11 protein-coding genes are annotated in these 13,721 nt (G+C 36.7%); 9 read left to right on the top strand and 2 right to left on the bottom strand.

What is annotated here, in order from left to right:
• Positions 1-435: 435 nt before the first annotated feature.
• On the bottom strand, positions 436-1,077 hold the full coding sequence (locus JP39_RS09320; RefSeq protein WP_041501482.1) for an SDR family oxidoreductase: 642 nt from the start codon (positions 1,075-1,077) through the stop codon (positions 436-438).
• 467 nt (positions 1,078-1,544) lie between these two features.
• Here JP39_RS09320 and JP39_RS09315 point away from each other — a divergent pair, with 467 nt between their 5' ends.
• The gene (locus JP39_RS09315) at positions 1,545-2,306 is read left to right on the top strand and encodes a flavodoxin family protein (RefSeq protein ID WP_041501483.1); all 762 of its coding nucleotides are present in this window, start codon (positions 1,545-1,547) and stop codon (positions 2,304-2,306) included.
• A gap of 302 nt (positions 2,307-2,608) precedes the next feature.
• Here the strand turns inward: JP39_RS09315 and tpx are convergent, their stop codons facing one another.
• A complete protein-coding gene (tpx, locus tag JP39_RS09310; RefSeq protein ID WP_041501484.1) occupies positions 2,609-3,106 on the bottom strand; it encodes a thiol peroxidase in 498 nt (165 codons plus the stop codon).
• Between the two features lie 112 nt (positions 3,107-3,218).
• On the opposite strand from tpx, the gene JP39_RS09305 reads away from it, so the two are divergent.
• The 8 genes from JP39_RS09305 (at position 3,219) to JP39_RS09270 (ending at position 13,617) form a co-directional block, all read left to right on the top strand.
• On the top strand, positions 3,219-3,731 hold the full coding sequence (locus JP39_RS09305; protein WP_041501485.1) for a GNAT family N-acetyltransferase: 513 nt from the start codon (positions 3,219-3,221) through the stop codon (positions 3,729-3,731).
• 114 nt (positions 3,732-3,845) lie between these two features.
• Positions 3,846-4,313: an LPXTG cell wall anchor domain-containing protein gene (locus JP39_RS09300; RefSeq protein WP_041501486.1), complete on the top strand. Its 468-nt coding sequence runs from the start codon at positions 3,846-3,848 to the stop codon at positions 4,311-4,313.
• Positions 4,314-4,438: 125 nt separating this feature from the next.
• Positions 4,439-5,308: a WxL domain-containing protein gene (locus JP39_RS09295; RefSeq protein ID WP_041501487.1), complete on the top strand. Its 870-nt coding sequence runs from the start codon at positions 4,439-4,441 to the stop codon at positions 5,306-5,308.
• Between the two features lie 112 nt (positions 5,309-5,420).
• Complete coding sequence (locus JP39_RS09290) at positions 5,421-6,530, top strand: DUF3324 domain-containing protein (RefSeq protein ID WP_041501488.1); 1,110 nt, start codon at positions 5,421-5,423, stop codon at positions 6,528-6,530.
• An 84-nt stretch (positions 6,531-6,614) separates the two neighbouring features.
• Positions 6,615-7,595, top strand: coding sequence for a WxL protein peptidoglycan domain-containing protein (locus JP39_RS09285; protein WP_041501489.1), 981 nt, complete (start codon positions 6,615-6,617; stop codon positions 7,593-7,595).
• Positions 7,596-7,600: 5 nt separating this feature from the next.
• A complete protein-coding gene (locus tag JP39_RS09280; RefSeq protein ID WP_041501490.1) occupies positions 7,601-8,728 on the top strand; it encodes a DUF916 domain-containing protein in 1,128 nt (375 codons plus the stop codon).
• Between the two features lie 161 nt (positions 8,729-8,889).
• Positions 8,890-10,998: a BspA family leucine-rich repeat surface protein gene (locus JP39_RS09275; protein ID WP_041501491.1), complete on the top strand. Its 2,109-nt coding sequence runs from the start codon at positions 8,890-8,892 to the stop codon at positions 10,996-10,998.
• 126 nt (positions 10,999-11,124) lie between these two features.
• Entirely contained in the window at positions 11,125-13,617 is a 2,493-nt protein-coding gene (locus JP39_RS09270) for a BspA family leucine-rich repeat surface protein (RefSeq protein WP_053856742.1), read from the top strand.
• Positions 13,618-13,721 lie beyond the last annotated feature (104 nt).

Below are 13,721 nucleotides of genomic sequence, written 5' to 3'. Positions count from 1 at the left end.
CGAAGTGCGGTATCGACCCTCGATTTTGAGCCGAAAACCGCGTCTCAAAACTCGTCCTGTGGTGTAATGGCTAAAGCCATAACGCCACCTCCACAGCGTGCAAAATCACTGTCAACCTCCGGTTAGTATATTTTGATAACTGAGTTACTTTTTTAACTATTGCTTGAATATAATTATGAACATTTATTTATATAACTCGGTTAATCGTTCAGCCTTTGATCGATTACTCCATTAGTATTACAGATTTTATGCCAAATTACAAATAAAATACGAATAATTATATAAAATGTATACAATATAATTCGGAAATTGAACATGGCATTCAAAAAGAATAAGTCAAAATCTCACTTCAATACCCAAAATTCCGAAGAAAAAGAGGTCCTTCACGGTCTAATGCTGTGAAGGGCCTCTTTTCAAGGTTCAATTAATTCTGTTTTATCTGAAAATATCTTCTTCCGCTGTGTCGCCACTAGCAAAGGTATATTCTTTTCCAATTGTTGTAGGATTTTGAATAATCAATGCCAAGGCACGTGCAACGTCAACTCGAGGGATATTGCCAATTTCGTTATTTCCAAGCAATTTAATCTTGCCTGTACCATCTTCATCGGTCAAACCACCTGGGTGAATGATGGTGTAATCGAGGTTAGTGCCACGCAAATGGTCGTCAGCGTAATGCTTGGCAATCATGTATGGCTTAATACCTGAAGCATCCCACTTGCTACGGTTATCGCTAAAGACTGAACTAACCATAATGTAACGTTTGATACCAATAGCTTCGGCAACCATCATTGTTTTAATGGCACCGTCGAGATCAATTTGCAAAGTCAAATCTGAACCAGCGCCACCAGCACCAGCTGAAAAGACAATTACATCCGCTCCTGAAGCCTCAATTGAATCCTTGATACTGTCGAGGGATGCTGTTAAATCAATAAATTGAGTTTCAATGTTGTTATCGTTGTAGGCCTTGATCTGTTCTTGACTGCGCAATCCAGCAACAAAATCGATGTTTCTTGATTGTAACTCTCCGATTAGTAGGTGACCAACTTTACCATGGGCACCAATAATAAGAACTTTCATACACACAAAACCTCCTTAGTTAACCATACTGTAGCAACAATTTTTTAATAAAGCTAGTGTTTTGTATCTTATATTCTTCTATATTAAACTTGAATAAAAGATGTTGGTTTTGAAATATGCCGCTTCCGGTTGCCAGTGATTGGGGTTCGCTGTGAGGACCGGTGCGAGCCAAGGTCTCGCGCCTCGCTTTTGAGCCGAAAACCGCGTCTCAAAAGTCGTCCGTGGTGTAACGGCTAAAGCCGTAACGCCACAATCACTGGCAACCTCCAGCTCTTGTATCTGATATTCTGGATATATCTGTGTACTTGATTTTTAATTGTATAAATCAATGTTTAATATGGAATGTAGATGTATCCTAGAAGTATAAACAGATTTTTAATGAAATAATAGAATTTAAATTAACATCAATATGAATGTTCTCAGCTCTGGAGACGGCATATTTAGTTAGATAGGGGTGGATTGTACATATGAAAATTTTAGGGATACTTGGCTCGCACCAGGAACATGGGCTCAACGCTCAAATGCTGGATGAAGTTTTGAAAAATGTTGATGCTGGCGTTGAGACTGAAACAATTTATTTGGAAAATTATGATATTACGCCACACAAATATCATGAGAAAAACTTGGTTCTGGATGAATTGGCTGAAAAGATGGCCGAGAGTGATGTTTGGGTTTTAGCTGCACCGACGTATTTTCGGGAATTATCTGGAGTTATGAAGAACTTTTTTGATTGTATACGTCCGAAGCTAGTTTATTTTAAGGAAAATGGCGATACGATTCCGGGGCAGTTTAAAAATAAACATTATCTCAGCATCACTTCTTGTTATGTTTCGACGATAGAAAACTTTCTAACCGGTGTCACAGACGAGTCTTTGAAGACGATTGATCGGGTCATGTCGGCTGCTGGTGTGATAAAAGTTGGAGAAATTGTGCTGCCTAATACTTTTGGCATGAAAACTATTCCTAATAATAAGAAGGAACTGTGTCAAAAATGCGCTAAAAAGATCTCGGTTCGAAAGATAAAGGATGACTCAACTGTGAAAAGATATATTCAATTATTCTTGATGATTGCTGTGATGGCATTGATTACGATGGGGATTCAGATTCCTCTGAAAACTTGGATTGCGGGTAATTTTTGGCTGAACTATGGCAGCTTTACGATAATTTTCTTCGTATTATTAGCATGTATTCTGCATTTCATGACCTTTGTAAAGCATCGTAGAAGGTAATTCGAGAATTTTAATATCTAAGTGGCTACGATTAATCAATAGTAATATGATAATTAGAGCAAAATAAAAAAGACAAGAAAACTCTTGTCTTTTTAATTACAATAATTTTGTATTAAATTAGTCGGAAGGGATGAGAACAGTTACCCGCTGTGGGTGTGGCGTTAGAGCTTTAGCTCTTACACCACCGGGCGAGTTTTGAGATTCGCGTACTTTGCGAAGCTCAAAATCGAGGTTCGAGACCGTACTGTGGCTCGGACCGGTCCGCATAGCAGGTGAATGTTCTTATCCCTGGAGACGGCCGCCTATTTTATTAATTCGTTCAATTGACCAAGTACACGGTCATAGCTTGGTTCATCTGATTGAACTGGGACGATTTCGGAATAGATGATTTCGCCATTCTTATCGACTACCCAAACGGAACGAGCCAAGATATTGCGGTCTCTGATCCAAATCTTAGACTTCTTACCAAAGTCATGATCCATGTCAGATAGCATTTGCATATTTTCGACACCTTCAGCTGCACACCAGTTAGCTTGTTCTTCTGGTGTATTAGTTGAGATAGTTACGAAATTGATTTCAGCATGACCGGCAACTTCTTCATTGAAGTGCTTGGTTTGAATGCTGCAGACACGTGTGTTGATATCTGGCACAACACTGATCAAAACTGGCTTATCAAGCAGACTGCTCAATTTGACCACGTTATTATCCTTATCAAGCACAGTAAAGTCGGGGAATGTTTCACCAACAGTCAATGGGTCGCCATAAGTTGTAATTGTGTCGCCTTTAAAATCTAAATCCATACAAAATCACCCTTTCATATTTGAACTAAAAGCATTATGCATATATTATAAAGTACCGCAAAATAAAACCCCAGAAATTAGATTGGAAAATAAGTTATTATGAGGAAATGTCATGAAGTTAATTGGAAAAAACATCGTAATTCGTAATTTTGAAATGTCAGACTTAGAACAATTTTTGGAATTGGTACAGGACAAAAATAACCATAAATTAGCTGGACTAGAATATACCGAGGATGTAGACTTTGGTCGTGATCTCCTTGATATGTACTGCAGAAGGGATGGATCCTACGCCATCGCTTTGTCCGGTAACAACAAGATGATAGGAATAATTGAGTTGAATAAACGCGGTGAATCAACGGAACTGTTGCTTACACGTGAGATGGGTTTTGTAGTAGATAGGAAGTTTCGTCATCAGGGATATGCCAAAGAGGCCGTTGAGATGATGATTAACTACGGGTTTACGGACTTACAGTTAACTGAAATCTGGGCTTCCACGGAGAAGGAAAATCCCGTACCACAGAATTTGCTAGAAAACTTCGATTTCAAGTATATGTATGAAGCTGATCAAGCGCTTCCATACACGGGGCAACACAATTTGGTCAAATACTACTTGCTCAAGAAGTGATTCACTTCTCGTAAAAAATTCTTAACTATTTCGGATTAGTTAGGGGGTAGACAGATGGTATTATACAAAGCGTAAGGAGAAAACAGACAAGACTTTTGATGAGAGGTTTTTTATATGAAGAGAAAAATGAGAACTAGAAAAAGTCTCACAGTCAAAAAGCGAGTAGTCGGTTTCTTCGCAATTGCCGTTATATTGTTGGGTGTGATTGGAGGATTTAGCTTTACACATGTAATCGCTGAATCCAACAGTTCGACTGGAGGTGGCGCTGATAGGTCAGCACCGGTTGCGGTTGTCGCCTCCAAGGCCACAGATGATTCAGGCCTTGATGGTGGCGGTGGCTCCAATGGATCAGTTTTACTAAATAGTGATAATACCGGTACTAGTACTGGTACTGAAGCTAAGAAGGTAAATACTAATTTTCAACCTTCAGTAGAAATTAACAACATGTCGACATATCCACAAACGGGTGATGCACATGACACCGGATTAATCATAACTGGTTTTACGATTCTGATTGGTCTATTCGCTTTTTATGGTTACAAGCTCCGGAAAAGCTTGAAGTTCTTACAAGTTTCAAAATGATTCAATTCTGATAAATAACTTTTACAAATAATGAAATGTACAGCTTGTAAAATTTGTTATTATCTAATTGTAATCAAGAAAGACAAAAACAAAAAAATAATTTTCTATATCAGGGAGGATATATCATGAAATTATCAAGAAATGTTCTAGTAGGATCACTAGCAGTATCAGGAATGGTTTTAGGAGCAGTTGCACCAGCAATGACAGCACAAGCTGCTACATCAACAGCAGATATTAATGCATCAACAGGTGCCGTTACACCTAAGGCAGAATACAATATCGGTAATTTAAACAATCCAGATAATGGACAATTAGCAATTGCTATGGATAGTAAAGATGGTGCCAATGATGGTACTGCAAGTGCTACATCAAATGCAGCTGTTAAAGTTGTAACAGGTGTCTTAGTACTTGACCAAGTTCCAGACTTCAATTTTGGTACAGCAGTATCAGGACAAAAAAAGGATTTAGTTGATAACACAAGACCAGAAGACGCTAAGAGTGTTGATGGTAATGCTGATGGTAGTCTATCGGTTCTTGAATCACGTCAAATTTCAAATGGATCAGAAGGCGCAACAGGTGCCACTGGATTCAGCCTAACAGCTAAATTAGGACAATTTGTTGATGCATCAGCTCAACCTATCGCAGGAGACTCTGCATTTACATTGAACTTATTAGCACAACCAATCTCAGATGGTCAAAACACTATCTCAAATGCTGCTGGTGAAAAATTGAGTACACAAGCTGCTGAGTTGACTTCAGCTACAGCTGCAAAGGATAGTACTGCTAAGTCAGTTATGAATGTTTCTACAGCAGATGGTTCATCATACAAAGATGGTCAATACCTTGCTACGTTTAATGCTGCTGATAAGGCAACTAGTGGTAAAGCAGGTGCTAATTTGTTAATTCCTTCAGGACTAGACAATTCATCAGCTGCCGTTAAATCATTGAATGCTCCTATTACATGGACATTGAAGACAACTCCAACAGTTGCATAATTAATTGATTTAAATTTAATTTAATAGCAACTATAAAACCACTACTCGTGTAGTGGTTTTTATTTTATAATGTGTATGTATAAAACATATTGTTTTTTGGAGGGTTTAGTTTATGAAGTGGAAACGAAATAAATTAATATTATTTTTTATGCTCTTATTTGCGACAATCTCTGGTGCAATGACAGGGGCAATTGATGTTAAAGCTGTTTCAGGTGAGTATCTTTTGAAACCAATGGGCGGATCAGATACTGTTAACATAGGGTCTGGAAGCTATATGGTAACCGGAACTCCTGGTCAAGAAGCAACTTTGCAACTTATGGTTCTTAATAAGGCAAGTAATACCAGAAAGTTTATGTATATGGTAAATACTGCTTATACAAATGATGCTGGTCAGTTAGAGTATGATAAGTCCAAAGTTACTGATCCGTCATTGAAGATTCAAACTGCCAATACTGCTTCGCCTAGAAAACAAGAATTTACTGTTCCGGGTAAAACCAATGCGACAATTGCTTTCAAGATTACTATTCCAAAGAAAGCCTTTAAAGGAACAATAATGGGTGGGGTTACCGTCTATCCATATAAGGAAAAGGCAAAAGGAACCGTTAGTTCAAATGGTACTTTGATTAAAAATAAATTTAGTTATTCAATCCCTATTCAAATACATCAAAAGGATGCAGATAGTGATGAGGCTAAGTATTCTATCACTGCTGTAAGACCAGGAACCGTTTCAGCATCAGATGGTTTAAAACCTGGTGTACAAGCCAATGTTCATAATTCTTCAAACTCATATACAGGTGTTTTAAGTTCAAAGGCTGTTGTGACAAAGAAAGGTGATAAGAGTTTTAAAATTACTAATACATCGTCTACTCAAGAGATAGCTCCTACAAGCAACTACAATTATCAAATTTCTTGGGGTAAGAAACGTTTACAGGCCGGTGATTATCACTTGAAGATGGTTTATAAAGCTCCGGGTGGTCTAAAATCATGGACTTTAAATAAAGACTTTACAATTACAAATAATGATGCTGCTAAGTACAATAAATTAGCCGGTATCAAACCAAATTATCTATGGCTATATATTTTATTAGCAATTCTTGCATTAGCTATTATCTTAGGATTGGGCGTCTACTTAGGTAAGAGAAACAACAATAAGAATAATGGTAACAATGGAAACAATATGAATAATAACGGTGGTAATACAACTAGAAGACGTCGTCGTTAATAAATAATTAAATTGAGCTGTTCCAAGACTTGGGACGGCTTTTTTAGTATTATAGATGGTAGAAGTGATATTTAGAGGATAATTATGAATAAGAAAATTGTATATGTAATATCAATGTTGGTCTTCGCATTTATTGGTTTTATAATGATTCCTCAAACTGCCAAGGCTGACATTGATGGAGTTACAGTTACACCACTTATAGGTGATTCAGATATAACAGATCGATTTCAAATAATAGGGAAACCGAATGCTACCAGAACATTGAGAATCTCTATCGCTAATTTTGGTATTAGAAATGTTCGTTTGAAGATTGTTCCCACCAACGCAACGACATCAATGGATGGAAAGATTGTATATACCGATAATGTTAAGTCTGGACAATATGGATTAAAATATGCTTTTGCTGATATGACTAAATCTCAAACTGTTTTAGTGAAAACCAATAAAACAAAAGATGTCTCTTTTAAAGTGAAATTGCCTGAAGGTGAGGTTGATAATCTTATTTTGGGTGGTTTTAATATTTACGATATTAGTAAGAGTGTTGGTGGTAACGCGGATATACCGGTATGGATTACTGGTTCCAATAAGGCTGTTGGAGGGATCGTAACGCTTCATAATTTAGGTCTGGATGTTATTCAGAAACAACCACATATAATTGTTAATCTTCAAAATAAAGAACCTGGTTTGATGAAAAACGTAATAGTCCACATGACTGTAAAACGTAAGAGCTGGTTAGATAGGTTTAACTTAGGTGACAAAACTATGACTGCCGACCTAACTTATCCCAAAGTAGCTCCCAATTCTAAAATTCCAGTAGACTTTGATCAAAATACCACCCCAATCAAGGCCGGAACCTATGTAGTAAAAGGTGCGGCTCGCAGTGGTAAAGCAACTTGGACTTTCCACAAGACTTACACGATTACGCAAGACCAAGCTAACAACATCAACAAGCGTTGTAAGGGTCTGATTTACAACAAGACCACAACGTACATTCTGATTGTCTGTGTCCTAGTATCGATTATTTTCCTTATTTTCTGGGCCATTTGGTATTCAGGTAGGAGTTAAAAAGTATGAAGAAAAAATTTATTGTATTTTTTTCAGCGTTATTACTATTGATCACAACACTTTTGCCATTCGCAACCACGGTAAAAGCTGCACCTGACAAATCCTATGCTATTCAAGCAATTTTGCCAGATAATCAAGTTAACAAAGACGAATCTTATTTTGACTTGAAAGTTACGCCTAATAAAGAGCAAACGCTCAAGGTTTTGATTGCTAACACTGGTAGTAAGCCCATTACGGTCACTGCCGAGGTCAACAACGCCTATACTGCCGACTCTGGTGTAATTGGTTACGATAAGTACAACACGAAGCTGTACAAGTCTAAATTGCCATCTCTGACATCTCTCGTTGAAGGTAAGCGTAAAAAAGTTGTCACTTTGGCAAATGGTGAAAATAAGACGGTTGAGTTTAAAGTTAAATCACCTAGTTCTGAATATGCCGGTATTATCTTAGGTGGTGTTACAACGACTGCATCAGTCAGCCCAACTAAGTCTAAGAATATCAATATTAAGAATCAGGTTCGTTATGTTAAAGGCGTCGTACTCCGTTCTAAAGATGATGGAGTTATGCCAGACATGCATTTAACTTCAGCTGCTCCTAAGGCAGTTGCGGGTTCAACTGGTATTGCTTACAAGTTAGACAATACAGCACCGATAAACGTCAATAAGGTGTCCTTGAAGGCCGAAATAACCAATGGTAGTAAAGTTACCAACTACTCCGCAGATAACCTTCAGTTCGCTCCTAATTCGCAATTCGACTACTTCATTCCGATTAAGAAATTAGATGCTGGAACATATAAAGCACATATTTCGTTGAAGAATGAGAGTGGCTTTGCCAAAGAATTTAACTATACGATTACGGTCAAGCAACGCCAAGTCGAAAACGTTAATGATGCGGCCAGACCTAAACCACAGTCGCATAATAAGCAGTGGATCGGTATTATTATCGGAATCATTGTGTTGCTCGGGGTCGTCGTGTGGATGTATCTCTATTATTCACAACGTAATAAAGGCGATGGACCTAAGGGTGGCCGTGGTAAGATGAATTTGAGATTGCCAAAGAAACCCGATAATCCTAATAAAACTAGCCGTTCTGGCAATGATGGTGAAAGTAGATCTTCACGTCATAAAAAATAAATTTAATTTGAAAAGCGATAAATTCCTGTATTATTAGGGATTTATCGTTTTTTTTTGATTTGTTTATAGGAAAGAACGTTTTGGTGCTCTTTTTTATTACATCTTTATATAAATATCATTGTGAAAGGGTGTACAATAAGCCTACCTAGGAGGTGAAGATTTTGAGATTTCAACAAGTAAAAAGGTCAACGAATAATATTTTAAGAAAGGAAAGTATTAAGAATTGGATAGTTAAGTCTGCTTTGGGGTTAGTGGGCGGATTAGCTTTATTTGGTGTTTCTCAATCAACCGTCACTCAAGCCACTACAGATACTACTGAACAACCGAGTAGTTCTGAAATAACTCCAAAAACAGTAACAAAGGAAAATGAACCTACTGGTGAAATTTCAGGTAATTGGGGTGTCGATTGGAAATTCTCTGGTGACACACTCCAAATTTCAGGCGGAAATTTAGATAATACTCACTATTATGGTTATGACGACCCTCGTAATACAACACAGTGGGGTGATCTGAATTTACTGGATGTCAAAAAGATTGAAATTACCGGCAATATAACTGCTGGAGAGGATATTTCTGGATTATTTAAAGAGTTTGTTAACGTTGAGGAGATTGATGGATTGGATAAGCTTGATACATCGAACGTAACAGACATGAGTTATGCATTTGCCGATTGTAATAATTTGAAAACTATTGATGTAAGTAAGCTTCAAACGGACAAGGTAACTGATTTCTCCAACATGTTTTTACAAAATCATGAGTTGACAGGAATCGATTTATCTAGCTGGAAATGGCCAGCCGGAACAAATTTTAAGAGTATGTTTGAATTTTGTGAGAAGCTAGAAACTATAGATTTACCAACTGGATTAAGTTCGGGTAAGTCTGATAGCGATTTTTCAAATATGTTCCACTATGATAAAGCGGTGAAATCACTTAATTTATCAGGATTAGATATGTCTAAAACAGATAAAGTTGATAATTTACTTAATTCGGCGGAATCCGTTTCAACTTTGATATTGTCGTCCATGAATAATTTGACAAAAGCTGGACTGGATCCTAAATATTCAGTTATTGATGATGAAAATCAAGGGGTCGCTGGATGGAAGAAGAATGGTGATTCCAGTGTGAATGCTAGTAACGATGATTTGATGGATATGTATGTTGGAGATGATAAAAAGGATAGTGAAGTGGCAACATGGACCTGGAATGAATTGCCATATATGAATTTCACCGTTCGATATGTTGATGAAGATGATGGTTCTCTTATTACAACAAGAGAGATAACTAGTGGTGATAAAGTTTTACCTTTTTCAGAATTTAAACCAGCAGCTTTAGGAACAATTGGATCGACAGATAGTGGTCATGCGATACAATTTAAGCCAGAGTCGATCATTTTAACTAAGGATATAGATGGAAAATCTATTAACGTTAAAATTCCGAAAGCAGTAATTAAATTTGTTGTATATGAAAATGGTAAGCGTGTCCCAAGGGATATCATTATGTCAAATAATGATATTGTTGATGGAAAAGTTAATTTTAAAGGTCAGTTAGATGTATTAAAGAATAAAAAGTTGATTCTTGTTGATCCTGATACTCCACCCGATACTTTTGATAAAAGTAAAAGTTATTTTGTTTTTTTGGGTAATCCAATGAATATTACTGAAGATCTTTTAACAAATCTGAAATTAACCGATTACAGTAGCTATAGTGATATAATTCAAGGACTTGCTAATAGTCTTGTAGATGAGGTAGAGGGAACTATACCTACCTTCTATGAAGGAATGAAAGTGGATTTTTACGCCTTCTATGAACCTGATAAAAATACCAATTCCGGTGGCAGTTCTTCTACAACAACTGTAGACCGGGAAATCAAAGGTATTGAAGAAAGAATTGGAACCCACAAGAATAACTCAGATGTCCAACTTTACTATGACAATGGCGATATTGTCAAAGACCGCAAATTAGCACCTAGCAGCGATTGGTACACTGATAATTTGATGACACTAAAGGGTGTTAAGTATTATCGTGTCGCAACTGACTTGTGGGCTAAAGCTGACGATGTCTATATTTACTATCCAAAAGCAGCTAACGTCCTTGTGAATAAAGACTCAATTGCTAGACTAGTTACATCGCAAGGTAAGGATGTTACTGATCGTGCATTGCAAGGAGGCAGTGGCTGGTATACTGATAGATACACTTATATCAACGGTGAAAAATATTATCGAGTTGCTACCAACGAATTTGTTAGTGTCGATAAAGTTCAAGAATATTAAAAAAACGTCAATAATCAGAAATGATTATTGACGTTTTTAATTTAAAATAAATTAATTATTTCACAAATTCTGTATATACATAATTATGTAAGGGTGTACAATGTGTATAAACAGGAGGTGTGGGAATTGAGATTTCAGCAATTAAAAAGATATTCAAACGCTATATTAAAGAAAAAAATGTATAAAAGTGGTAGGAATTGGATAGTAAAGTCGACTTTGAGTTTGGCAAGTGGACTAGCTTTATTTGGCGTGTCTCAATTAACTACTGTTCAAGCTGATACAACTGATTTGACACCAGTTAGCCAAGCTACTTCGGAATCAGTTGAACAGCCGCAGAATGATGACAAAGATGTGAATGCTGATCCAGCTACTCAACCTGAACAAACTAAAGAAGATGCTAGTGGTCAGAATGCTGATGTACCACAAGAAAAGGGGATTCCAGATAAGGGTGACGTGACCTCTGATATTGAGACAAAGGAACCAGTTATAGAAGAAGGGGAACCAGATAATTCATCAAATAAGCCAGAAAATAATATGGCCCAACCTGTAGAACACTCAGAAACTGATGATGTTTCCAGTAATGAAGCCCCAGCTGATTCCACTGACTGGGGAATTGATTATAACCTCAGTGAAGATGGAACTACTTTGACAATCAATGGTGGGACATTGAAAGATACTACGTATATTCAGGGGGAAAATTCAGAACCTAGTGATATTAAGAATCCATGGATTACGAGTGGCATTGATAAGAGCCAAGTTACAACGATTCGAATTACAAAAAAAGTTATCGCTGGGAAGAGTGCTTCAGGTTTGTTTGCTGACTTTAGTAATGTTAACCAATTTACAGGATTGGATAATCTGGATACATCCAACACAGTGGATATGAGTTACTTATTTAGAAATTCTGGAAATATTGGCGAACAGGATTTAAATAATTGGGATGTATCCAATGTCGAAAACTTTTCAGAAATGTTTCTTATTAACAGCAACCTGAAGAGATTGGATATTTCTAATTGGAATTGGATTATGGGAAGTAATTTTAAAGAAATGTTTGACGGTGCAATGAATCTGGAGAGTTTGATATTACCCAAAAGTATTAATTCTACAAGTGTTTCTGATAAATCTAAACTCATGTTTAGAAAGATGTTCAGTAGAAATTACGTATTGACGTCATTGGATATATCAAATATCGATATGGCAGGAGTTAATCCAGAAAATATCAATGAGCTACTTTATGATGAGAAGAATTTACAAGAACTAACTTTAGCGCCTCAAACCAATCTGGCACGCTCTATTATGAATAATCCTTCTATATATTATGATTCCCAAGATAATGATTTAAACTCAAGTTCTGTACCAATAGCTGTTGCATGGATTGCAACTAAATCTGATGATGCAAAAATTAAGGTGGGGGATGTAAAAGCTACTGACATGTTACGAAATATGTATAATGGATCGTTGGACGTTCATAGTAAGATAACATGGAAATGGGATTATGAATTACCTATGAAATTTAAGGCAAGATATGTTGCCGAAGATGATCATTCAAAAGTTTTCTATACGGATGAAGAATATACAACTCAGCCACCATATACTTATTTTAAAACGCATTTTGATGCATCAAAAGTACCAAGTAATATTTCATTGGATGATTATTACACTGGATACGATGGCAGGTTTTTCCTGACTAAGGATGACGAAGGTGTGGCATTGATTCCAATACCTAAAAAGCAGGTTACTATACAGGTAATTGAAACAAATACGGCAGGTACGGAAAATAAGTCCCATACATTCTATATTCCGATTGGAAAAACTGGTAATACGGGGATAGATTACTCGAAAGAACTTAAGGACTTTCCTGAAGACAGAGAAATGATTATGTATTCCGAAGGTGCTACCTCCTCTATTAGTGAGTATAGTTCGCTTGAACAAGTACAATATGGTCCAGAATTAGGTGGATCAATACCGATTGATGACGGTATGCTTAAGGAAGTGTCCAAATTAAATGACAATGTTCCGATAAGTGAAGTGAAATCCAATATTAGAATGTTCGTGAGAACTTATGTTGAGGCGCTTGGGTCGGTAGATGAAAGTCTTTCTGGAATGAAGTATATTTTTCACATATTATATGAACCTGAAGAAAATAATAATAATACCAGCTCTGGTTCCCACTCCAGTTCCAGTTCGAATGAAGTTAAACCTGAGAACAATGAACCAGAAAGTATCAATGGAACTTTAGGCACCTATAATGATTCTCCAGAAGTCAAATTATACGATGATTCTGGTACGGAATTAACTGATAGAAAGTTGGCTCCAAGCAGTGATTGGTTCACTGATGAAACTAGGACTTTAAATGGTGATAAATACTATCGTTTAGCTACAAATCAATGGGCTAAAGCTGATGATGTTTATATTTACCATGGTCATGCTGCTAATGTATTGGTAAATTCAGATTCGATTGCTAGTTTGGTTACAGCAGGTGGTAAGCCGGTAACTGATCGTGCATTGCAAGCAAATAGCGGCTGGTATACAGATAGATATATTTACATAAATAATTCTAAATATTATCGTGTCGCAACCAATGAATTTGTTAGTGCTGATAAAGTTCAAGAATACTAAAAAGAAAATTCGAGTAGATGAAAATTTACTCGAGTTTTTTTATAAATTGATGTTTAAGTTAATGATAATAATAATTGTGAAAGGGTGTACAATGAACTCGAATA

The organism is Companilactobacillus heilongjiangensis, assembly GCF_000831645.3.
Classification (GTDB): Bacteria; Bacillota; Bacilli; order Lactobacillales; family Lactobacillaceae; genus Companilactobacillus; species Companilactobacillus heilongjiangensis.
This window is presented reverse-complemented; position numbering and strand designations above follow the sequence as displayed.

What these genes read in the sequence shown, in the direction of transcription:
- JP39_RS09320 (WP_041501482.1), bottom strand. Translation starts at nt 1,077, where the DNA reads ATGAAAGTTCTTATTATTGGTGCCCATGGTAAAGTTGGTCACCTACTA.
- JP39_RS09315 (WP_041501483.1), top strand. Translation starts at nt 1,545, where the DNA reads ATGAAAATTTTAGGGATACTTGGCTCGCACCAGGAACATGGGCTCAAC.
- tpx (WP_041501484.1), bottom strand. Translation starts at nt 3,106, where the DNA reads ATGGATTTAGATTTTAAAGGCGACACAATTACAACTTATGGCGACCCA.
- JP39_RS09305 (WP_041501485.1), top strand. Translation starts at nt 3,219, where the DNA reads ATGAAGTTAATTGGAAAAAACATCGTAATTCGTAATTTTGAAATGTCA.
- JP39_RS09300 (WP_041501486.1), top strand. Translation starts at nt 3,846, where the DNA reads ATGAAGAGAAAAATGAGAACTAGAAAAAGTCTCACAGTCAAAAAGCGA.
- JP39_RS09295 (WP_041501487.1), top strand. Translation starts at nt 4,439, where the DNA reads ATGAAATTATCAAGAAATGTTCTAGTAGGATCACTAGCAGTATCAGGA.
- JP39_RS09290 (WP_041501488.1), top strand. Translation starts at nt 5,421, where the DNA reads ATGAAGTGGAAACGAAATAAATTAATATTATTTTTTATGCTCTTATTT.
- JP39_RS09285 (WP_041501489.1), top strand. Translation starts at nt 6,615, where the DNA reads ATGAATAAGAAAATTGTATATGTAATATCAATGTTGGTCTTCGCATTT.
- JP39_RS09280 (WP_041501490.1), top strand. Translation starts at nt 7,601, where the DNA reads ATGAAGAAAAAATTTATTGTATTTTTTTCAGCGTTATTACTATTGATC.